21 protein-coding genes are annotated in these 22,347 nt (G+C 64.0%); 3 read left to right on the top strand and 18 right to left on the bottom strand.

All coding sequences use genetic code 11. The features are described from left to right. Positions 1-2 precede the first annotated feature (2 nt). Positions 3-797 carry an acyl-ACP--UDP-N-acetylglucosamine O-acyltransferase gene (lpxA, locus tag HAP48_RS40395; RefSeq protein WP_166205363.1) on the bottom strand — a complete coding sequence of 265 codons (795 nt, stop codon included), beginning with the start codon at positions 795-797 and terminating at the stop codon, positions 3-5. Positions 798-934: 137 nt separating this feature from the next. On the opposite strand from lpxA, the gene HAP48_RS40400 reads away from it, so the two are divergent. Further along, positions 935-1,258, top strand: a complete 324-nt coding sequence (locus tag HAP48_RS40400; protein ID WP_166205364.1) for a KTSC domain-containing protein — start codon at positions 935-937, stop codon at positions 1,256-1,258. Positions 1,259-1,270: 12 nt separating this feature from the next. Here the strand turns inward: HAP48_RS40400 and fabZ are convergent, their stop codons facing one another. The 15 genes from fabZ to HAP48_RS40475 all read right to left on the bottom strand — a co-directional run bounded on the left by fabZ (position 1,271) and on the right by HAP48_RS40475 (position 19,250). Beyond that, complete coding sequence (gene fabZ, locus HAP48_RS40405) at positions 1,271-1,729, bottom strand: 3-hydroxyacyl-ACP dehydratase FabZ (RefSeq protein ID WP_016841580.1); 459 nt, start codon at positions 1,727-1,729, stop codon at positions 1,271-1,273. Then, positions 1,729-2,790: a UDP-3-O-(3-hydroxymyristoyl)glucosamine N-acyltransferase gene (lpxD, locus tag HAP48_RS40410; RefSeq protein ID WP_166205365.1), complete on the bottom strand. Its 1,062-nt coding sequence runs from the start codon at positions 2,788-2,790 to the stop codon at positions 1,729-1,731. The genes fabZ and lpxD overlap by 1 nt, the downstream gene beginning before the upstream one ends. A gap of 32 nt (positions 2,791-2,822) precedes the next feature. After that, a complete protein-coding gene (gene bamA, locus HAP48_RS40415) occupies positions 2,823-5,366 on the bottom strand; it encodes an outer membrane protein assembly factor BamA (protein ID WP_166205366.1) in 2,544 nt (847 codons plus the stop codon). A gap of 175 nt (positions 5,367-5,541) precedes the next feature. Then, the gene (gene rseP / locus HAP48_RS40420) at positions 5,542-6,693 is read right to left on the bottom strand and encodes an RIP metalloprotease RseP (RefSeq protein ID WP_166205367.1); all 1,152 of its coding nucleotides are present in this window, start codon (positions 6,691-6,693) and stop codon (positions 5,542-5,544) included. 43 nt (positions 6,694-6,736) lie between these two features. Then, positions 6,737-7,963, bottom strand: coding sequence for a 1-deoxy-D-xylulose-5-phosphate reductoisomerase (dxr, locus tag HAP48_RS40425; protein WP_166205368.1), 1,227 nt, complete (start codon positions 7,961-7,963; stop codon positions 6,737-6,739). A gap of 4 nt (positions 7,964-7,967) precedes the next feature. Then, positions 7,968-8,816 (bottom strand): phosphatidate cytidylyltransferase, encoded by an 849-nt coding sequence (locus HAP48_RS40430; RefSeq protein ID WP_166205369.1) that lies wholly within the window; start codon positions 8,814-8,816, stop codon positions 7,968-7,970. After that, positions 8,813-9,571 carry an isoprenyl transferase gene (locus HAP48_RS40435; RefSeq protein ID WP_166205370.1) on the bottom strand — a complete coding sequence of 253 codons (759 nt, stop codon included), beginning with the start codon at positions 9,569-9,571 and terminating at the stop codon, positions 8,813-8,815. Before HAP48_RS40435 ends, HAP48_RS40430 begins: the two co-directional genes overlap by 4 nt. Positions 9,572-9,592: 21 nt before the next feature. Then, complete coding sequence (frr, locus tag HAP48_RS40440) at positions 9,593-10,156, bottom strand: ribosome recycling factor (protein WP_166205371.1); 564 nt, start codon at positions 10,154-10,156, stop codon at positions 9,593-9,595. A 53-nt stretch (positions 10,157-10,209) separates the two neighbouring features. Next, complete coding sequence (gene pyrH / locus HAP48_RS40445; protein WP_166205372.1) at positions 10,210-10,926, bottom strand: UMP kinase; 717 nt, start codon at positions 10,924-10,926, stop codon at positions 10,210-10,212. Between the two features lie 68 nt (positions 10,927-10,994). Beyond that, positions 10,995-11,918 (bottom strand): translation elongation factor Ts, encoded by a 924-nt coding sequence (gene tsf, locus HAP48_RS40450; protein WP_166205373.1) that lies wholly within the window; start codon positions 11,916-11,918, stop codon positions 10,995-10,997. Between the two features lie 127 nt (positions 11,919-12,045). Next, complete coding sequence (locus HAP48_RS40455) at positions 12,046-13,038, bottom strand: 30S ribosomal protein S2 (protein ID WP_035976768.1); 993 nt, start codon at positions 13,036-13,038, stop codon at positions 12,046-12,048. Positions 13,039-13,298: 260 nt separating this feature from the next. Then, on the bottom strand, positions 13,299-13,826 hold the full coding sequence (locus tag HAP48_RS40460; protein ID WP_166205374.1) for a DUF2846 domain-containing protein: 528 nt from the start codon (positions 13,824-13,826) through the stop codon (positions 13,299-13,301). A gap of 110 nt (positions 13,827-13,936) precedes the next feature. Further along, positions 13,937-17,461, bottom strand: a complete 3,525-nt coding sequence (dnaE, locus tag HAP48_RS40465) for a DNA polymerase III subunit alpha (RefSeq protein WP_166205375.1) — start codon at positions 17,459-17,461, stop codon at positions 13,937-13,939. A 711-nt stretch (positions 17,462-18,172) separates the two neighbouring features. Continuing rightward, the gene (locus HAP48_RS40470) at positions 18,173-18,376 is read right to left on the bottom strand and encodes a GDCCVxC domain-containing (seleno)protein (RefSeq protein ID WP_224496797.1); all 204 of its coding nucleotides are present in this window, start codon (positions 18,374-18,376) and stop codon (positions 18,173-18,175) included. A gap of 139 nt (positions 18,377-18,515) precedes the next feature. Further along, positions 18,516-19,250 (bottom strand): outer membrane protein, encoded by a 735-nt coding sequence (locus HAP48_RS40475; RefSeq protein ID WP_166205376.1) that lies wholly within the window; start codon positions 19,248-19,250, stop codon positions 18,516-18,518. Between the two features lie 306 nt (positions 19,251-19,556). On the opposite strand from HAP48_RS40475, the gene HAP48_RS40480 reads away from it, so the two are divergent. Both HAP48_RS40480 and HAP48_RS40485 read left to right on the top strand, forming a co-directional pair. Beyond that, positions 19,557-19,853, top strand: a complete 297-nt coding sequence (locus HAP48_RS40480) for a DUF3551 domain-containing protein (RefSeq protein ID WP_224496798.1) — start codon at positions 19,557-19,559, stop codon at positions 19,851-19,853. Between the two features lie 121 nt (positions 19,854-19,974). Further along, on the top strand, positions 19,975-20,256 hold the full coding sequence (locus tag HAP48_RS40485) for a DUF3551 domain-containing protein (RefSeq protein ID WP_166205378.1): 282 nt from the start codon (positions 19,975-19,977) through the stop codon (positions 20,254-20,256). A gap of 101 nt (positions 20,257-20,357) precedes the next feature. Here the strand turns inward: HAP48_RS40485 and HAP48_RS40490 are convergent, their stop codons facing one another. Then, positions 20,358-21,056, bottom strand: coding sequence for an ABC transporter ATP-binding protein (locus HAP48_RS40490; RefSeq protein ID WP_166205379.1), 699 nt, complete (start codon positions 21,054-21,056; stop codon positions 20,358-20,360). A gap of 9 nt (positions 21,057-21,065) precedes the next feature. Then, on the bottom strand, positions 21,066-22,346 hold the full coding sequence (locus HAP48_RS40495) for a lipoprotein-releasing ABC transporter permease subunit (protein WP_166205380.1): 1,281 nt from the start codon (positions 22,344-22,346) through the stop codon (positions 21,066-21,068). Between the last annotated feature and the right edge of the window lies 1 nt (position 22,347).

Genomic DNA, 22,347 nt, shown 5'->3' on the forward strand with positions numbered 1-22,347 from the left:
GCTCAATCGGTGTCGGCTGGAAGGCAGAGCGGCCGGAGCTTGCCGCCCTCGATGAAGGCGAGGATTTCGGCGATCGCGGGATCCTCTCCCGCCAGCGGCTGCACCGAGGCCAGCCGCTCGGCAAAGATGCCGGGGCCGTGGAACAGCTTTTGATAGAACGCGCGCACCGTCGCCAGCCGCGACTTGGTGAACAGGCGGCGCCGCATGCCGATGATGTTGAGGCCTTCGAGCACCGCGTATTGGCCGTTGGCGAGCCCGAACGGGATGATGTCGCCGCGCACGCCGCAGACGCCGCCGATCATCACCTGCGAGCCGACGCGGGTGAACTGGTGCACCGCCGAGAGCCCGCCGATATAGACGAAGTCGCCGATCTCGCAGTGGCCGCCGAGCGTCGCCGAGGTCGCGAAGATCACGCCGTTGCCGACCATGCAATCATGGCCGACATGGCTGTTGTTCATGAAGAAGCCGCGATCGCCGACACGGGTGAGCCCGCCGCCCTTGACCGTGCCGACATTCATCGTCACGCCTTCGCGGATAGTGCAGGCTTCGCCGACTTCGAGACGGGTCGGCTCGCCGCGATAGCTGAGATCCTGCGGCGGCCCGCCGAGCGCGGCAAACGGCGAGATGACGCAGCCGGCGCCGATCTTCGTGTGCCCGCTAACCGTGACATGCGCGATCAGCTTGCAGTTCTCGCCGAGCACGACATTGGGGCCGATGATGCAGTACGGACCGATCTCGGTGCCGGCCCCGATCACAGCGCCATCCGCAATCCGCGCAGTGGGGTCGATCATGCTCATGCAGTTCAAATCCGGAATTCGTTAATGGCGCCAAAGCGCTATGCTGTCAGTTGGGCGGTCGTTAGCGCGACTTTGCCTGCCCTGTCCAGTGACGTATCATGACGGCCTGTTGCAAACGAGAAGGTCGCAACCTCACCATGGTCCGGGCCGCCGCGCTGATCCTCAGCCTGCTCTCTGCGCCGATCGGCCCGGAGACGGTCGATCTCGGCAACAGCACGACCGTCGACCTCTCGAGCTTCGAATGCCGCGACATCAATCGCAGCACGATCGTCCAGCGGGTCTGTTACAGCGCAGGCGAGCGCACCCTGCTGGTCGCGGTCAGGGGCAGCTACCAGCACTATTGCGGCGTGCCCACTGAGACCTTCGACGCACTGATGAACGCGCCGTCGATGGGCATCTTCCTCAATCGCGTGTTGCGGATCGCCGGTGCAGACGGCCGATACGCTTGCACGACGTCGTAGCGACCACCCGGGTTAGTCCGTCAGCATCGCACCGACATCGGCTTCGGCGACGACCTGGCCGTTGACCTTGGCATCGCCGTGAAACCACCACATCGTCTTGCGCCGGCCGAGCGAGCGCATGTGGTACTCGATGGTGTCGCCGGGCATCACCGGCTTGCGGAATTTGCACTTGTCGATGGTGAGGAAATACACCGCGCGCGGCTTCTCGGTGCCTTCGACGGATTTGATGCCGATCACGCCGGCGGTCTGGGCCATCGCCTCGATCATCATCACGCCGGGATAAACCGGGCGGTCCGGGAAATGCCCCTGAAACGGCGGCTCGTTGAAGGTGACGTTCTTGATGCCGATACCGCTGTAGTCGGTGCGGATCTTGATCACCCGGTCGATCAGCAACATCGGAAAGCGATGCGGGAGCGTCTTCAGGATATCGTTGATATCCACGAGCTCGAATTTGACCGGTGCCTCCTCCATCACTCCTGTTCCTTGCCTTTGGTTTCGTTGTCGCGCACCAGGCGCTCCACCGCGATGATTTCCCTGAACCACTGCTTGGTTGGCTTGGCAAAATGCCCGCCCCAGCGGCCGTTGGCCGGGATGTCGTCCTTGACCGCGCTCATCGCCGTCACCTGGGCACCATCGCCGATCTTGAGGTGGTTGTTGATTCCCACCTTGGCGCCGAGTGCGACGTTGTCGCCGATCGTCAGGCTGCCCGCGAGCCCGATCTGGGCCGCGAGCAGGCAATGCCGGCCGATGGTCACATTGTGGCCGATCTGGACCTGGTTGTCGATTTTGGTGCCCTCGCCGATCACCGTGTCGCGCAGGGAACCACGGTCGATGGTCGAGGCGGCGCCGACCTCGACATTGTTCTGGATCACCACGCGGCCGGTCTGCGGCACTTTCACGTGGCCCGCCGGCCCGAAAAAGATGAAGCCATAGCCGTCCTGGCCGATATTGCAGCCGGTGTGGATCAGGACGTTGTTGCCGATCAGCGCGAACTGAATGGTGGTCTTGGCGCCGACATTGCAGTCGCGGCCGATCTTGACGTCGGCCCCGATCACCGCGCCGGCGCCGATGATGGTGCCCGCGCCGATCTCGACCCGCGGGCCGATCACCACCAAGGGATCGACGATGACGCCGTCCTCGAGACGCGCGGTGGGATCGATGATCGCCGACGGTGCAATGCCCTCGGTATCGAACCAGGATTGCGGCCGCAGCGCATCGGCGTGCCATTCGCGGGCGAGCTCGACGAAGACCTGGAACGGCTTGTTGGCCCGCAGCACGGCGGTGCCCTTGGGCACCTGCGCCTCGAAGCGCGGGCTGACCAGGCACGCGCCGGCCTTGGTCGCGGCAAGCTGGTCGGCATATTTGAGATTGTCGAAGAAGGCGAGATGCATCGGACCGGCCTCGTCGAGCGAGGCCAGCCCTCTGATCTTATGCGCGCCCCTCGCGGGATCGACCAGATGCGCCTTCGTCAGCGTGGCGATCTCAGCCAGCGTTGACGAAGGGGGACTCTTGAAGAAGATCGGCTGCGCCATTCCATCCGTCGCAGTCCGGTCGGCAATCGGTCTTAGAACGTCGTACCGCCGCCAAACCGGAATTCTTGCGTGCGGTCATACGCACCCTTGGTCAGCGGCACTGCGTAATCGAAGCGCAGCGGGCCGAACGGTGACTGCCAGATCAGGCCGACACCGACCGAGGTACGGACAACCTTGCTGTCGTCATAGCTCAGGCCAAGGCAGGTGCCCGGAGTCGGCGGGTTATTCGTCGGCCTGATACAGCCGGGCACGTTGACTTCGCCTGTCGCTGCCCACGACGTCGGGCCTTTGTAGTCGTACAGGCCGCCGGCGTCGGCATAGACCGCGCCCTTAAGCCCGACTTCCTTCGGCAGGAACCAGAACGGCATCTGCAGTTCCGCCGACACGCCCCAGTACTTGGTGCCGCCGATGGCGTCCATGGTGCCGTACGGATTGATGTCACGCGGACCGATGCCGTTCGGCGCGAAGCCGCGGACCAGGTTCGGGCCCATCTGGAAGTGATCCAGCATGCGCAATTCGTCGCTGCCGAGCTTGCTCAGGATGCCGCCCTGGGCGTGGATCAGGCCGACGAGATCAGAGACCAGCGGGGTGTAGTACTTCGCGTCGATCGCGCTCTTGATGTAGCTGACATCGCCGCCGACGCCGGCGAAGTCCTGCTTGAAGTCGACGATCAAACCGTCGGTCGGGTTCTTGTTGTTGTCGAGCGTGTTGTAGTTCAGCGTATAGCCCAGCGCCGAGGTCAGGGTCTTGCCGCCCGCAAGCTCCTTGCGAACCGGCAGCGAGGCTTCGCCGTCGAAGTAGCAGCCGAGACCATTGGTCGACACCAGGCTGATCCCGTTCAGGTTCGCATAGGCCGGGCTCGGATTGAACGCAGGGTTGGGCGTTACGCCGTCCGCGAGGAATGGCACGTTGTTACAGTTGTTCAGCGTCGACGGCAGTGTGATTTCCTGCTGATAGATCGAGTAGCGCAGCTGCAGCGAGAGATCTTCCCGCAGGCTGAAGCCGAGCCGCGGGCTGAAGCCCAGCGTCTTGGTGCCGTACGCGATGTAGCTGTTGGACAGCTGCTGGCGCTGATAGAGGTCGAGACCGAGCGCGACGCGATAGTCGAGCAGATAGGGCTCGACGAACGACAGCGAATAGCCGCGCGCATATTGGCCGTAGGTCACCGCCGCCTTCGCGAACAGGCCGCGGCCGAGCAGATTGCGCTCGGAGACGCTGACTTCGGCCAGCGCACCGTCGGTGGTCGAGTAACCGCCCGACACCGAGAAGTCGCCGGTCGACTTCTCTTCGAGATCGACGATCAGGATGACGCGATCGCTGGAGGAGCCCGGCTCGGTGGTGATTTTCACGGTCTTGAAGAAGTCGAGGTTCTTCAGCCGGCGCTCGGCACGGTCGACCAGCGCGCGGTTGTAGGCGTCACCCTCGGAAAGATCGAACTCGCGGCGGATCACGTAATCACGGGTGCGGCTGTTGCCGCGGATATTGATGCGCTCGATATAGGTGCGCGGGCCTTCGTCGATCGCAAACGTGATCGACACCGTGTGATTATCGAAATTGCGATCACCGCGCGGCCGGACCACCGCGAAGGCATAGCCGCGGCGCGACGCCTCGATCTGCATTTCCTCGACCGACTTCTCCAGCGCCTCGGCGTTGTAGAGCGAGCCGACATTGACGCGCGAATAGGTACGCAGCGCGTTCGGGTCGAGCGTCGAGATCGACGAGGTGTAGTTGACGGCGGCGACGCGGTACTGCTGGCCTTCCTCGATCTTGAAGGTAACCAGGAAGCCCTTCTTGTCGGGATCGTATTCGGTCAGCGCGGCGACGACTTGGACGTCGGCATAGCCGTTCTTGAGGTAGAAGCGGCGAATCAGGTCGCGGTCAGCCTCGACCCGGTCGGGATCGTAGACGTCGTTGCCACCAAGGAAGCTCAGCAGGTTCGATTCGCGGGTCTTGATGACGTCGCGCAGACGGGACGCCGAATAGGCGTTGTTGCCGATGAACTCGATCGACCGGACACCGGTCTTCACGCCTTCATTGATCTCGAAGATCAGGTCGACGCGGTTGTTCGGCTGCTCGATGATCTGCGGATTGACCCGCACGTCGTAACGGCCGGAGTGCCGGTAGATCTCGGTGATGCGCAGGGCGTCCGACTGGACCTGCGGGCGCGAGAAGGTGCCGCGCGGCTTGGACTGGACTTCAGCGGTGAGCTGCTCGTCCTTGACCTTCTTGTTGCCCTCGAAGGCGACGCGGCCGATCACCGGGTTCTCGACCACGACCACGACAAGGCGTCCGCCTCGCTGGTCGATGTGGACGTCCTGGAACAGACCGGTCTCGATCAGCGCCTTCAGGCCGTCGTCGATCTGGGCCTGGCCCAGCCGACCGCCCGGTCCAGGATGGAAATAGGAGCGGATAGTTTCGAGTTCGACGCGGCGATTCCCCTCCACTGTGATCGAATCGACAGTCTGCGCATACGCAGGCGCAGAAACAGCTACGGCCGCCAAGGTGGCAGCCACCGGCACGGCGAACATGACCAAGGCGGCGAACAGCCCCCCCCTCACTCGCATTCCAAACATCATGCGCTGCGCGCCCTTATCTTAGCGATGCCGGATCGTTCCCCAACGCCCCGACAGATTCCCAACCTACCGCCCAGCTTGTAACCAAATTTGCCAAGGGGGCAAACTTACTACAGCCGAACATTTCCATTTTCGTACCAACACGTTGCTCATCGGCAACGCCACAGAAAAGCCCGCTTTAGGACCCGGCGATCCTGAGGATGTCGTTATACGTCGCAAACACCATCAGCATCAGGACCAAACCCAGCCCGATTCGGAAACCCACCTCCTGCGTCCGCTCCGACAGCGGGCGTCCACGGAGCGCCTCTGCGCCGTAGAACAGCAGGTGGCCGCCATCCAAGAGCGGGATCGGGAACAGGTTCAAGAGGCCAATCGAGACCGACAGGATGGCACAAAGGTTCACAACGAACTGGAAACCTGCGCTCGCGGCCTGACCGGACAGCTTTGCGATTCCGATGACCCCACTCACCTCGCCCGGATTGCCGGTTCCCACGAACAGCGACCCGAGGAACTTGAAGGTGCTGGCAATGATGTACCAAACCTGCTCAACACCGATTTTCAGGGCTTCCAGAACGCCGACCGAGGCGCTGGTCGCTTCGCCAGTCTGAGCCTTGTGCTCGATTCCGAGCACGCCGATTCGGTGGGCATTGCCGAAGGGGTCCTTGACCTCCTTGAGCGCGGGCGTGGCGGTGAGCGAGACAATCTGGCCATCCCGCTTCACTTTGAACCCAAGAGCTGAACCGGCATTCGAAGCTACGATCCGCTGCATGTCGGCGAAGCTCTGAATCGCGCTGCCGTCGATGTCCACGACGATATCGCCGACCTTGAATCCTGAGTTCGCGGCAACGCTTTCGGCGACCAGACCATCGACCCGAGCGATCGTGCTCGGCTTGCCGTAATAGAGCGCCATACCCGCAAAGATCAGGGCGCCGAGAATGAAATTCGCCACCGGACCGGCGACGACGATGGCGGTGCGCTTTCCGACCGACTTGTGGTGGAAGCTGCCTTGGCGCTCCTCAGCCGTCATCGAGGCGAGCGTCTCCGTCGACGGCGTCGACGCCTCGCTGTCGTCGCCGAAGAATTTGACGTAACCGCCGAGCGGAATCGCGGAGAGCTTCCAGCGCGTGCCATGCCGGTCATTGAAGCCGGCAAGCTCCGGCCCGAACCCCAGCGAGAAGGTCAACACCTTCACGCCAGCCCAGCGCGCAACCAGGAAGTGGCCGAGTTCGTGAAAGAAGACAACGATCGTCAGGACGAATAGAAAGGGAACAATATAGCCGATGAGCCCGTGGCTCAACGCATTGAAATAATGAAGAAAAAATTCGGGCATTCGATTTCCCTCGACAAGAGCCAGAGGCTCCGTCCCCAACCCTCTAGGTTGCCTTTAAGGCAATTTGAGGCAATAGGGCGGCAGCTTTATTTCGCGCGATATGGTCAACGGAAATCGCATCATCCGCCGAGTGCAGTGGTGGCTGATTCCCCGACCTGATCCAATCGTTCATTGTCGCCTCGACCAGCCGGGCGATCGCACCGAACTTGATCTTGCCGGCGATGAAGGCTGCGACCGCGATCTCGTTCGCGGCATTGTACACCGTGGTCGCGCCGTACCCGCTCCGCAGCGCCTCATAGGCCAGCCGCAGCCCCGGGAAGCGCTGGAAATCCGGCGCCTCGAAGGTGAGCTGGCCGATCTTGGCGAGATCGAGCTTGGCGGACGGGCCGACGATGCGGTCCGGCCAGCCCAGGCAGTGCGCGATCGGGATCCGCATATCGGGCGTGCCGAGCTGGGCCACCACCGAGCGGTCGGAGAACTCGACCATGCCGTGGATGATCGACTGCGGGTGCACCAGCACGTCGATCTCGTCGGGCGCCAGCGCGAACAGATAGGACGCCTCGATCACCTCGAGCCCCTTGTTCATCATCGAGGCGGAATCGATCGTGATCTTCTGCCCCATGCTCCAGTTGGGATGCTTCAGCGCCTGTTCCAGCGTCGCCTGCTCGATGTCGGCGGGGGCCCAGGTGCGGAACGGCCCGCCGGACGCGGTGATGATCACCCGCGTCAGTTCCTCGCGATTGCCGGAAGCCAGCGCCTGGAACAGCGCATTGTGCTCGGAGTCCGCCGGCAGGATGCAGGCGCCGGCCTTCTTGGCCCGCTCCATGAAGATGTCGCCGGCGCAGACCAGGCACTCCTTGTTGGCGAGCGCGACGGTGGCGCCGCGATCGACCGCGGCAAGCGCCGGCTTCAGTCCGGCCGCGCCGCTGACCGCCGCCATCACCCAATCGGCCGGCCGCGCGGCCGCCTCGATGATGGCGCTCTCCCCGGCCCCGCATTCGATTCGGGTTCCGGCCAGCGCGTCCTTCAGCTCGGAAAGCCTTTTGGGATCGGCAATGGCGGCGAACCGCGCGCCGAACTCCCTGGCGAGCTTTGCCAGTCCCTCGACATTGCTGTTCGCGGTCAGCGCCTCGACCCGGTAACGGTCGCGCGCGCCCCGCAGCAGATCCATGGTGCTGTCGCCGATCGAGCCGGTGGCACCGAGGACGGTCACGGTCCGCGCGGCGGATGCCGCCGCGGCCTTGTTGTTACGCAACGGAACTGCGCTCATCTCATCACCAAACCATAAGACCGCGCCCGACGCCATCGGCGCCACCACGGAGAAAGCCGAAAATCGCCGCCACAATGACGGCCGCGACAAATCCGTCCAGGCGGTCCAGGAGGCCGCCATGGCCGGGAATGATGTGGCTCGAATCCTTCACGCCGAACCGCCGCTTCACTGCGGATTCGAAGAGATCGCCGAGCTGCGAAACCACCGACAACACGGCGCCGAGCAACAGCAGCGGCCCGGTCGTGCCGATCTCGAAGGCGGCAAAGCCAGCGGCAACGAGCAGGCTTGCGACGAAGCCGCCGGCGGCGCCGGCCCAGGTCTTCTTCGGACTGACCCGCACCCAGAGCTTCGGTCCGCCGATGCTGCGGCCCGCGAAATAGCCGCCGATGTCGGTGACCCACACGATCAGCAATACGAACATCAGTGCGGCAAAGCCCTTTGCCGCATCGAGGCGCAGCAGCACCGATGCGACCTCGGCTCCTGCCGCGTAAAGCAATCCCGCAACGGCCCAGTTGCGCCGCGCGCCCGACGTCAGGGCGACAACGACAGCGCCGACGGCGAGCACGATCAGGGCGACATCGATCCGGCCCGCCATCAGGCCAAGTCCGGCAAGCAGCAGCGCGACGACGCCCGGCACCACGATGCGGAGCTCGCGTCCGAGGCCGGTAACAACAAGCCATTCGGCGAACAATCCGACCGCCGCCAGCGTCACCAGAAGCGACCAGGCGACGCCACCCAAATAGGCCAGTGCGATCGCGAGCGGCGCCAGCACCAGCGCCGCAACCACGCGCATCACGAGATTGCGCGATCCCTGCTCGCTTGCTGCCGCCGGTGCGGCTTCGCCCTCAGTCACGAGCCGGTTTTCGCAGCGAGGCCGCCGAACCTGCGCTCGCGCTTGCCGTATTCGGCAATCGCGCCTTCGAGCGCGGCCTTGTCGAAATCCGGCCAGTGAATCGGCACGAAGACCAATTCGCTGTAGGCGGCCTGCCACATCAGGAAGTTCGACAGACGCTGCTCGCCGCTGGTGCGGATGATCAGATCGGGATCCGGAATGTCGGGCGCGTCGAGATATTGGCCGAGCGTGTCGGCATCGATGGAGCTGGCGTCGCGCTTGCCTTCGGCGACCTCGCGCGCAAGGCGCCGCGCCGCGGCAGCGATCTCCGCCCGCGAACCGTAGTTGAAGGCGACCACGAGGTTGAGCTTGTCGTTGTTCCGGGTCAGCTCCTCGGCCTCGTTGAGCAGCGCGCAGATGTCGGGGTCGAGCCCGTCCCGCTCGCCGATCACGCGCACCCGCACCCCGTCACGATGCAGCGTCGCCAGATCGTTGCGGATGAAGCGGCGCAACAGGCCGAACAGATCGCCGATCTCGCTCGCCGGCCGCGACCAGTTTTCCGAGCTGAAGGAGAAGATCGTGAGATAGACGATGCCGAGTTCATGGGCCGCGCGGACCACGCGGCGCAGCGCCTCGACGCCGCGGCGATGGCCCTCGACGCGCGGCAGGCCGCGCGAAGCGGCCCAGCGCCCGTTGCCGTCCATAATGATCGCCACATGCAACGGAGCACCGGAGCGATCCGGTCCGTCAGTTGCTGGGGCGGCGGCGTTCGACATCGGCTGGTTTCCGTAGCGCCTTCAGACCGTCAGGATTTCCTTTTCCTTGGCGGCAAGCAGCTGATCGACTTCGGCGATCATGCCGTCGGTCGCCTTCTGCACCTCGTTGGACAGGCGCTCGTGATCGTCCTCGGAGATCTCGTGATTCTTCTCGAGCTTCTTGATGACGTCGAGGCCGTCGCGGCGCACATGGCGCACTGCGACCTTCGCCGCTTCCGCGTATTTGTGCGCGACCTTGACGAGCTCCTTGCGGCGCTCCTCGTTGAGTTCGGGAATCCGCAGGCGCAGCACCTGTCCTTCGGTCGCCGGCGACAGGCCGAGGTTGGAATCGACGATCGCCTTTTCGACCGCCTTCACCATGGTCTTGTCCCAGACCTGCACCGAGAGCAGGCGCGGCTCCGGCACGCTGATGGTCGCGACCTGGTTGAGCGGCATATGCGAGCCGTAAGCCTCGACCTGGACCGGCTCCAGCATGGAGGCCGCGGCGCGGCCGGTGCGCAGACCGCCGAGCTCGTGCTTGAGCGATTGCGTAGCCCCCTGCATGCGGCGCTTCACGTCGTTGATGTCAAAACCAGCTGCGGCCATGACGTTCTCCCTTTCACTTAGAAACCGGCTGTCGACGCCCGGAGGCGCGGCAATCAGCCGGCGACGACCGTGCCGTGTCCGGTACCGCGCAGAATCGCACCGATCGAACCGGGCTCCGCGATCGAGAACACGATGATAGGCAGCGACGTCTCGCGGGCAAGTGCGAAAGCGGTCGCGTCCATGACCTTGTAGCCGCCCTCGATCGCCTGCGAATGGGTCAGGCGGTCGAAGCGCTTGGCTTTGGGGTCCTTCTTCGGATCGGCGCTGTAGACGCCGTCGACATTGGTGGCCTTCAACACCGCCTGCGCACCGATCTCGGCCGCGCGCAGCACGGCCGTGGTGTCGGTGGTGAAGAACGGGTTACCAGTTCCGCCGCCGAGCAGGACGATGCGTCCCTCGGCGAGGTATTTGTGCGCTGCACTACGGGTGAACAGCTCGGAAATCTCCGGCATCACGAATGCCGACAAGGTCCGCGCCGGGCTCCCCTTGCGCTCGATCGCCGCCTCCAGCGCCAGGCAGTTCATCATGGTCGCCAGCATGCCCATGGTGTCGCCGGTCGGCCGCGACACGCCGCGTGAGGAGACCTCGACGCCGCGGACGATGTTGCCGCCGCCGATCACGACGGCGACCTCGATGCCGAGCTTGCGGGCCGCGATCAGGTCGTCGGCGACGCGGTCGACCGTCGGTTGATCGATCCCGAAGCCGTGGGAGCCGGCCAGATACTCGCCGGACAGCTTGATCACCACGCGACGATAGATCGGCTCAGCCATGATGCGATCGCTTTCCTATCCGCGCAGGTAGGTTTCCGGCGCATGCGCCGGACGCCTGGTGTCAGCGGTTACTTCTTGCCGCTGGCGGCCGCGACTTCGGCGGCGAAGTCGCTTTCCTGCTTCTCGATTCCCTCACCGAGAGCATAGTTCACAAATCCAGCGATTTTGATCGGCCCGCCGACCTTACCCTCAGCTTCCTTCACCGCCTGGGCAACCGACTTGCCGCTGTCGTGGATGAAGGCCTGATCGAGAAGGCAGACCTCCTTGTAGTAGGTCTTCAGGCCGGAATCGACGATCTTCTCGATGACGTTCTCCGGCTTGCCCTGCTGACGGTACTTGTCAGCGAGCACGTCCTTCTCGCGCTTGACGGTCTCCGGATCGAGCCCGGCCGGATCGAGCGCCAGCGGCTTCGCCGCGGCGACATGCATGGCGAGCTGGCGGCCGAGCACGGCGAGCTCGTCGGTCTTGCCGGCCGACTCGAGCGCCACGATCACGCCGATCTTGCCGGCGCCCTCGACGACGGCGTTGTGGACATAGCTCGAGACCACACCCTTGCTCACCTCGAGCGAAGCGGCGCGGCGCAGCGTCATGTTCTCGCCGATGGTCGCGATGGCGTCGGAGATCGCGGTCTCGACGGTGACGTCGCCGACCTTGGCCGCCTTGATCGTCTCGACATCTGCGGCGTTATGCAGCGCCACCTGGGCGACCAACTTGACCAGGCCCTGGAACTGCTCGTTGCGCGCGACGAAGTCAGTCTCGGAGTTGACCTCGACCAGCACGCCCTTGGTGCCGGAGGTCAGGGCGCCGATCAGGCCCTCGGCCGCCACGCGGCCGGCCTTCTTGGCCGCCTTGGAGAGGCCCTTCTTGCGCAGCCAATCCTGCGCGGCCTGCATGTCGCCGTTGTTCTCGGTCAGCGCCGCCTTGCAATCCATCATGCCCGCGCCGGTCGATTCGCGGAGATCCTTGACCATCGCTGCTGTGATCGTCGCCATCGTTCAATGTCCTTCTTGCCTGTACAGGACCCGCGGCGCCCGATGGCGCCGCCGTCAGCGACAGGGAAATCGTTGTTCGTGGAATAGAAGCGGCGGCCGGGTGAGTTCCGGCCACGCCGCGTAACGATTATTCCGCTTCGGCGAGCGTCTTGGCCTGGGCGACCCAGGCGTCGGCACGGCTCGGCAGACCGACTTCTTCGCCGATCTTGTGCGCGGTGTCGTGGTCGAGCTCGGCGAGCTGCCAGTAGTGGAAGATGCCGAGGTCGTTGAGCTTCTTCTCGATCGTACCGGACACGCCGGTGAGCTTCTTGAGGTTGTCGGCGGTGCCGCGCGGGCCGGCAAGGCCCTGGAAGCCAGACGGTGCAGCCGCCGGGAGCTCTTCCTGCACGGGGGTCGCGGACGCACCGATGTCGATTCCGGAATCGCCCTGAGCGCGCGAGATGCCGTCGATGGCGGCGCGCGCCACGAGGTCGCAATACAGCGAGATCGCGCGGCCGGCGTCGTCATTGCCCGGCACCACATAGGTGATGCCCTTCGGGTCCGAGTTGGTATCGACGATCGCGGCGACCGGGATGTTGAGCCGCTGCGCTTCCTGGATCGCGATGTCTTCCTTGTTGGTGTCGATCACGAAGATCATGTCGGGAAGACCGCCCATGTCCTTGATGCCGCCGAGCGAGCGGTCGAGCTTGTCGCGCTCGCGCTGCAGCGTCAGCCGCTCCTTCTTGGTGTAGGAGTTGGCTTCACCGGACCCGAGCACGTCGTCGAGGTGACGCAGCCGCTTGATCGAGGCCGAGATCGTCTTCCAGTTGGTCAGCGTGCCGCCGAGCCAGCGCGAATTGACAAAGTACTGCGCCGAGCGCTTGGCAGCATCGGCAACGCCGTCCTGGGCCGAGCGCTTGGTGCCGACGAACAGGATGCGGCCGCCCTTGGCGACGGTATCGCTGACCGCCTGCAGGGCACGGTGCAGCATCGGCACGGTCTGCGCGAGGTCGATGATGTGGATGTTGTTGCGGGCGCCGAAGATGTAATCCTGCATCTTCGGGTTCCAGCGGTGGGATTGGTGACCAAAGTGAACGCCAGCTTCCAAAAGCTGACGCATATTGAATTCGGGCAGCGACATAGTTCTAATTCTCCGGTTGGTTCCTCCGGAAACGTGTGAGCAAGCGAGCCTGACTGGCCCGGTTGCCACCGGACGGCCTTTGAGAGCCATGTTTCCGTGTGAGATGGCGCGGTATATAGCGCGATTTGCGCCATAAGCAAGGAAATACGGCCGGTTAGGCCGGCCGGATAGGCCCTCTGCACCCCGAAACTGACCCGTTTTGGCCCAAACCGGCCAGGTCTGACGGCCGGGGCCCCGGTCAGATCCCGGTCGGGCCCCGCTTACTGCGCCAATTGCAGGTCCGCCAGCGTCGTGCGCGCGGTCGCCTCGTCCAGTGCGACGAATTCCGCCGGCCCGGGGTTGCCGGCGGTCGCGGTCGCGGCCGATGCGACGACTGCACCGACCAAACCTCCCACCATCGTCACACCCATGACGGCGTCATGCCGCTCACTCGATCTCACCAGAAAGAAGTAGGTGCGGCCCGGCTCGGTTGCGAAGTTGTGCGCGGTATCGCCGGGAAACATCACCTCGCTTGCGACCAGTTGATGCCTGCCGGCGGGGCGATCGGTGAACGCGTAGCTTCCGACGATGATCTTGCCGATCGGTTGGCCATCGAGCTTCACGTCGCAGGCGCAGATCGCCATGCTCAGTCCCTTGCGCTTCTCCTGCAGCACGACGATGCGGGAATGCCCCGGCTTCGGCGGCCCGAACTTCTGCGAGATCGCCGCATAGTCGGTGCCGACACCATCGCTGACGCAGCCCGACACCATCAACACACCAGCCAGCAAGGCCGCATAACGTCCGAACATCCCGCCCCCGGAATTTCCAACGGGCGTAACCATAGTGAGAAACACGGCGTGGTTGCAATAGCGCTTAAGCCGTAGTCAAGCGCATTCCGCAGCATCGCCGGGACTTTTGCCTACAGCGTCTGCACGTCGACGACGCCCGTCACTGCCTTGATCGCGCCGGCGATCTGCGGGGAGACCTTGTAGCGGCCGGGCAGCTTCATCTCCACCTCGGTCTCGAGGTCGAGCATCATCACCAGCGAGACGTCGCCATCGGCAGCGCCTGCCGGCGGCGCGGCTGCCGGCGCGGGCTTTGCCGCCGGGACCTTCGCGCCGCCACCCGGAGCGGGAGCAGCGTCCGGCATGTTGAGCCGGCGGGCGATCGAATCCAGCGGCTTGGTGTCGCGCAAAAAGATCCGCAGGCCCTTTTGCGTCTTGGCGGCGGCGTGATCCAGCGGCTCGGCGTGCAGCACCCTCGCCCGCACGTCCTCGCCCTGCAGCTCGGCGCCGAGCTGCAGCAGCACAGCCGCCCCCGGCTCGAGCACGTCGCGATACTGCGCGAGCCCCTCGGAGAACAGCACCGCCTCGAAATGGCCGGTCGGGTCCGACAGGCCCATGATGCCCATCTTGTTGCCGGTCTTGGTGCGCCGCTCCATGCGCGACACCACGGTCGCCGCGACCTTGCCGGCGGTCGCGCCGGTCTTCACCGCACGCGAGAACTCCGCCCAGGATTGTACGCGCAGCCGTTTCAGCGCGGTCGCGTAATCGTCGAGCGGATGGCCCGACAGGAAGAAGCCGATCGCGTCATATTCGCGCCGCAGCCGGTCCGCGGGCAGCCACGGCTCGACCTGCGGCAGGATGATGCTCGGCGCATCCGGAGCGCTGCCGAACATGTCGTTCTGGCCCGAGGTTGCCGCCTCGTGGCTGCGCTGGCAGGCGGCGAGGATCGCGTCCGCACCGGCGAACACGCGCGCGCGGTTCGGCTCGAGCGTGTCGAAGGCGCCCGCTGCCGCGAGGCTTTCGATGATGCGCTTGTTGACGGCGCGCGGGCTGACCCGCGCGGCAAAATCGGCGAGCGAGGTGAAGGCGCCTTTCTTGTTGCGCTCCTCGATGATCTGCTCGACCGCCTGGATGCCGACGCCCTTCAGCGCCGCGAGCGCGTAGTAGATCGTGTTGCCGCTGACCTCGAAGGTCGGGCCGGAGCGATTGATGTTGGGCGCCTCGACCTTGATGCCGAGCCGCTGCGCCTCGGAGCGGAATTCGGAAAGCTTGTCGGTGTTGTTGAGTTCGAGCGTCATCGACGCCGCGAGGAACTCAACCGGGTAATGCGCCTTCATGTAAGCGGTGTGGTACGACACCAGCGCATAGGCCGCCGCGTGGCTCTTGTTGAAGCCGTAGTCGGCGAACTTGGCGAGCAGCTCGAAGATCGTCTCGGCCTGGCCCTTCGTCACCCCGTTCTTCATCGCGCCGGCGACGAAGACGTCGCGCTGCTTGTCCATCTCGGCGCGGATCTTCTTGCCCATCGCGCGGCGCAGCAGGTCGGCCTGGCCGAGCGAGTAGCCGGCCATCTGCTGCGCGATCTGCATCACCTGTTCCTGATAGATGATGACGCCGAAGGTCTCCTTCAGGATCGGCTCCAGGATCGGATGCAGATATTCCGACTCCTCGTCGCCGTGCTTGCGCGCGCAATAGGTCGGGATATTCGCCATCGGACCGGGACGGTACAGCGCCACCAGCGCGATGATATCCTCGAAGCGGTCCGGCCGCATGTCGATCAGCGCGCGCCGCATGCCCTGGCTTTCCACCTGGAACACGCCGACGACGTCGCCCCGCGCCAGCATCTGGTAACTTGGCGCGTCGTCGATCGGCAGCGTCGCGAGGTCGACATGAACGTCGCGCTGCTTGAGCAGCTTGACCGCGACGTCGAGCACCGTCAGCGTCTTGAGGCCGAGGAAGTCGAACTTCACAAGGCCCGCCGGTTCGACCCATTTCATGTTGAACTGGGTGACCGGCATGTCCGATTTCGGATCGCGGTACATCGGCACCAGCTCGCTCAGCGGCCGGTCGCCGATCACGATACCGGCAGCGTGGGTCGAGGCATGGCGGGTCAGCCCCTCGAGGCGCTGCGCGATGTCGAAGGCGCGCGCCACCACCGGATCCTCGTCGCGGAACGCCTGTAGCTTGGGCTCGCCCTCGATCGCCTGCGCCAGCGTCACCGGCGCTGCGGGATTCTGCGGCACCAGCTTGGTCAGCTTGTCGACCTGCCCGTACGGCATCTGCAGCACGCGCCCGACGTCGCGCAGCACACCGCGCGCCTGCAGCGTACCGAAGGTGATGATCTGCGCCACCTGGTCGCGGCCGTAGCGCTCCTGCACGTACTGGATCACCTCACCGCGGCGGTCCTGGCAGAAGTCGATGTCGAAGTCCGGCATCGAGACGCGTTCGGGATTGAGGAAGCGCTCGAACAGCAGCGCAAACCGCATCGGATCGAGGTCGGTGATGGTGAGCACCCAGGCGACCAGCGAGCCTGCGCCGGAGCCGCGGCCCGGTCCGACCGGGATGCCCTGCGCCTTCGCCCATTTGATGAAGTCCGAGACGATCAGGAAGTAGCCCGCATATTTCATGCGGGTGATGACGTCGAGCTCGAAGGCGAGCCGCTTGCTGTAGTCCTCCTCGGTCATGCCCGGCGACAGACCGTGCACTCGCAGGCGATTGGCAAGCCCCTCCTCGGCTTGACGCTTCAGCTCGGCGGCCTCGTCGGCGGCGGCGTCCGAACTCGCCGCGGCACCGACGGTGAAGAACGGCAGGATCGGCTTGCGGGTCTTCGGCCGGAACGAGCAGCGCTCGGCGATCTCGACCGTCGAGGCCAGCGCCTCCGGAATATCTGCGAACAGCACCGCCATTTCCGCACGCGTCTTGAAACGGTGATCCGGGGTCAGTTGCTCGCGATTGGTTTCGGCGATCAGATGGCCGCCGGCGATGCACAGCAGCGCATCATGCGATTCGTAATCGTCATTGCTGGCGAAATACGGCTCGTTGGTCGCAACCAGCGGCAGGCCCTTGCTGTAGGCGAGATCGATCAGCCCGCCCTCGGTGCGACGCTCCTTGTCGATGCCGTGGCGCTGCAATTCGATGTAGAGGCGATCGCCGAACAGACCAGCCAGCCGCTCGCAGCGGGTTGCCGCCAGTGCCGCCTGTTCGGCACGCAGCGCCAGCGCGATCGGCCCGTCGGGGCCGCCGGTCAGCGCGATCAGGTCTTCGGCCTGGTCGGTCAGCCAGTCGATCTTGATGTGCGGGGTCTGGTTGACCGGCGTTTCCAGGAACGCCCGCGAGTTCAGCCGCATCAGGTTCTGGTAGCCGCGCTCGCGCGCCGCCAGCAGCACGATCCGCGTCGGCGCCGTCGCCAGGATGCTGCGCGCATTGGGATCGACGTCGCCGAAATCCACCGCCAGCTCGCAGCCGACGATCGGCTGGATGCCGTAGCCGGCCATCTTGTCGGAGAATTCCAGCGCCCCGAACATGTTGTCGGTATCGGTGAGCGCCAGCGCCGGCTGGCGGTCAGCCTTCGCAAGCTCGCCCAGCTTGGCGATCTTGATAGAGCCCTTCAGCAGCGAATAGGCGGAATGAACGTGAAGGTGGACGAATCCGGCATTCGGCATGGCTGCTTACGGGATCTCTTAAGTCAGGGATGGAGCGAGTGCCAAAGCCGGAACTCGATGAGCTTCAGACCCGACTCGCAACCCCATCGTGAGCGATGGACTCTGCCAAGTCCACGCCGAACCGGACAAGGCAGCCGGTCCTCCCGCTTATCCCCAGGGGCCAGCCAAGTCGCCTTCTATGCCCCTGTCCCCGCGAGCACATTTTCAGAACTGGGTGATCAGCTGGGCCCAAACCGCGATCATCCCGACGAACAGCGTGATCGATGCCAGCGCTGCAGCTTCCTGCACGAAAATCTTCAACATGGCCGCCCTCCCTGAACTGGAACGTATACAGAACATTGTTCCTTTTTTGTTCTGGGAGTCAAGCGACGGTCGTGGGTCAGTTCGAGCTCTGCCCCCGAAAGATTTCCTTGGTTAATTGGTGGGGCGGTGAGCGATGGCGATTTCTAATTCGCGCCGTTGCTAAGGCACAAACTGCACTGGTTTACCGAGTTCCATCGGGCGTAGGCTTCTGTTCCAACGCAGGGGCTGTGTTATGGGCAATGGCATACTTGAAAGCGTGTGCATCGTACTACTCGGGCTAAGCCCGCTCGTGATCATCGGCATCGCGTTGTACGCACAGTAACGGCAACCTGGCCCGCGCCCCTCAACGCCGCAGAAGGCCAACGAGTTCACCCACCGGATCATTGTGAACGGCGGGAGAGTCGCGGCTTACCCGCAACAATTCCCGGCTTGCATTGGCGGGCATGGGACGGTTCCGTATGAGCAATAAACGCAGCAATCTCCTGCTTTCGGTTTCAGCCGGGTGCCGCACCGCTTGCAGTCATAGAAGAACTGGCAGGCATCGGTCGGCATGGTCTCGGCAGAGACATGGCCGCAGGATGGGCAGGTCAGTTCGGAGATCAGTTCCGTCATGCATCCGAATATGCGGTGTTGGTGGCTAATGCGAAACCCCCGCCCTGCCCTTCATCGCCCATGGCTCATCGGCCAGGCCAAATAAAAAACCCCGGGCCAAGGCCCGGGGTTTTCGACGTCGCTTGGATTAAGCGAACAATCAGTAGCGCGCGATGACCGGGCCACCGAACTTGTAGTTCAGACGGCCGAGCACCATGTCGGTGTCGCCACCGGTGCGGAAGCCGGTCACACCGATGCCACCAGGAACGACGAACGTCGCATCGTGCGTGTCTTCGAAGATGTGGTTGTACTCGACGCCGAGCGACCAGCCCTGGGCGAAGGCGAACTCGAGGCCAACACCGACCGTCGGGCTCCAACGGGTGTCGTAGCCGGTTTCGGACGCCAGCACGCCGCCGGGAGCCAGGAACTGGTAGTTGCGATCGGTGACCGCAGCACCGCCCTTGGCGTACAGCAGGACGTTGTTCCAGGCGTAACCGATCTGACCGGTGAACAGGCCGAACGCATCCATCTTCGAGCGAACGACGCCGCCCGGGACGACGAGGTTGCCGGTGCTGCCCGAGACGTCAGCCCAGTTGCCCTGAGCTTCCAGACCGAACACCCAGCCGCCGGTCTGCCAGCGGTAGCCGACCTGGCCACCGACGGTGCCGCCGTTGGCGTCGAAGCTGCCGACGGTGCCGAGACCGGTCACCGAACGGTTGTCGTGGGCCTGGGCCCAACCGCCGTTGATACCAATGTAGAAGCCGGTCCAATCATAAACAGCGGCAACCATGGGCGGCGGAGCCTTGGTGTAAGGGCGAGCCGCGAGGTCAGCCGCGGAAGCAGCGGTCGCGCTGAGCGCGAGCAGGCTGGCGGTGACAAGCAAAATCTTCTTCATTTTTCCCGTTCCAACTTTTTCTACAGGGCCCCCAAGGCCGCGAGACACCGTCATAGCAGTCTCGAACGGAATTGCTGTAACTTCGCTGCAACAGGCAGGCCCAAACGACTTCGCTCAAATTTGAAGTTAATACTGTATTACAAGCATTTCCTGGAACTTTTGCCACATAACTGCCGCATAATTTTCACAATTCAAACCTGCGTGCAGAATTCGCCGCGCAAGCCCTCGCAAGACGGTGTTGACCGGAACCGGCTTGTTCGATTTGGATCATCGCCGAGATCGAATCTTCGTAGCAAAGGAATGCACATGCGGACGATGATTCTTGCTGCGGCATCTGTGGTCGCGCTCGCGACCTTGGGGACTGTGCCCGCGCATGCCATCGGCGTGCGCTACCCGTTCTGCATTCAGGGCGATCGCTATCCCGGTCTGAGCAACTGCTCCTACCCGTCCTATCAGGCGTGCCTGGCCACCGCCTCCGGCATCGGACAGAACTGCATCGCCAACCCCTATTATGCCGGCGACAACGACCCGCGTTCCTATCTGAACATGTCGCCGCGGGAGCGCCGCGACGACGGCAATTTCTTCAACCTGTTCTTCCACTGACGGCCGATCCGGCAAGGCACGGGTGCGGGAACGTGAATTGATGCACGCCCGCGCAGATGCCACTTCGCGCGCACGCTCCAGCATGAGCGTCGCCGGCGCCTGATCGACAGGAGATCTCTCGATGCGCAGCCTGATTCTGGCACTGTTGGCCATACTGTTGGCCTTGGAGGCAGTCGCGAGCGCGCCGGCCAACGCCCAGAAATACGATTCGACCTCACCGGTCTGCAAACGCAACTACCGATGGGGCGGTGAGGACACCGATTGCGGCTACACCTCGATGGCTCAGTGCCAAGCCTCGGCGTCCGGCCTGGCGGCGATGTGCATCGATAATCCCTACTATGCCGGGCCGCCGATCGACCGTCGGCCGAGAGAGCCTGGCAGACGGCCCCGCCCGGTCTATTGAGGTCTGAAGCCTTTTGCGCTGTGCTTGAAGCGAAGGCTCCAACCTCTTGTTTTGAAGTGGTTTCTTTGCACGAGCGGTTGGCCGCTTCGCTCGGAAAGGCGTTATTCGAGCTCGACGATCTGTCCGTTCGACAGCGACACCCGGCGATCCATCCGCGCGGCGAGATCCATGTTGTGGGTCGCGATCAGCATCGCGACCCGGGTCGCCTTGACGAGTTGCATCAGCGCGCCGAAGACGTGATCGGCCGTGCCGGGATCGAGATTGCCGGTCGGCTCGTCCGCAAACAAGACCCGCGGTGCATTGGCAACCGCGCGCGCGATCGCCACGCGTTGCTGCTCGCCGCCCGAGAGTTCAGCCGGACGATGAGTGATGCGGTCGCCAAGGCCGAGATAGGACAGGATCTCGGTCGACCGTTTCACGGTCTCGGAGCGTTTCAGGCCCCGAATCATCTGCGGCAGCATGACGTTCTCGAGCGCCGAGAATTCCGGCAGCAGCCGGTGCTGTTGATAGACGAAGCCGATGTCGGAACGGCGAATCTGGGTGCGATCGACATCGGACATCTGCGAGGTCGGCGTGCCCGCAACATAGACCTCGCCCTCATCGGGGGTCTCGAGCAGGCCTGCGATGTGCAGCAATGTCGACTTGCCTGATCCCGACGGTGCCACCAGCGCCACCGATTGACCCGGCCACAGCGCAAGCTTGGCGCCGTTCAGGATCGTCAGCGTCGCTTCACCCTGCCGGTATTCCCGCTTGATGTCATGAAGATAGATGACCGGTGTATCTTCCGCCCCCTCCGCCATGTGCGCTCCTTACTCGTACCGGAGCGCATCGACCGGATCGAGGCGCGCGGCGCGCCACGACGGGTAGAGCGTCGCCAGGAAGGACAGCGTCAGCGCCATGATCACGACGGCGAGCGTCTCGCCGAAATCGACTTCAGCCGGCAGCTTGGAGAGAAAATAGAGCTCCGGCGAGAACAGCTCAGTGTTGGTGAGCCATGACAGGAACTGCCTGATCGATTCGATGTTCAGGCAGATCAGCATGCCGACAGCGAATCCGGTCAACGTTCCGACCACGCCGATCGAGGCACCGGTAATCAGGAAGATCCGCATGATCGAGCCTTGCGAGGCGCCCATGGTGCGCAGGATCGCGATGTCCTGCCCCTTGTCCTTCACCAGCATGATCAGGCCCGAGACGATGTTGAGCGCCGCGACCAGCACGATCATGGTCAGGATCAGGAACATCACGTTGCGTTCGACCTGCAGCGCGTTGAAGAAGGTCGAGTTGCGCTGCCGCCAGTCGACCAGGAAGACCGGCCGGCCGGCCGCCTCCGTCACCAGCTTGCGATAGGTGTCGATCTTGTCCGGATTGGTGGTGAACACCTCGATCGAGGACACGTCGTTGTTGCGGTTGAAATAGGCCTGCGCCTCGGCCAGCGGCATGAACACGAAGGTCGAATCGTATTCCGACATACCGATCTCGAACACCGCTGATATCTTGTAGGGCTTGATGCGCGGCGTGGTGCCCATCGGCGTCACCGCGCCCTTTGGCGAGACCAGCGTGATCATGTCGCCGGCGTGCAGCGAGAGCTGGTCGGCGAGCCGGCGGCCGATCGCGACGCCCTGCCCTTCATCGAAGCCCTCAAGCGTGCCCTGCTTGATGTTCTTGGCGATCGAGGTGAGGTTGTTGAGATCGTCTGAGCGAATGCCGCGGATGAAGACGCCGGCGGCGTTGAACGGCGACGAACCGAGCCCCTGCCCGTCCACGACAGGCGCGGCCAGCCGGATGCCCTGCACCTGGCTGATGCGGTCGGCGACGTCCTTCCAATCGGTCAGCGGCGATTCCAGCGGCTGCACCAGGAGATGTCCGTTGAGGCCGAGGATCTTGTCCAGGAGCTCCTTGCGAAAGCCATTCATGACGGCCATCACCACGATCAGCGTGGCGACGCCGAGCATGATGCCGAGGAACGAGAAGCCGGCGATGACCGAGATGAAGCCTTCCTTGCGGCGCGCGCGCAGATAGCGTCCGGACAGCAGCCATTCGAATGGCGCAAAAGGCGGGGTTCGGACTGGCTCGCTCATGGTCTCATCCATC

It is taken from the genome of Bradyrhizobium septentrionale (genome assembly GCF_011516645.4).
Taxonomy (GTDB): domain Bacteria; phylum Pseudomonadota; class Alphaproteobacteria; order Rhizobiales; family Xanthobacteraceae; genus Bradyrhizobium; species Bradyrhizobium septentrionale.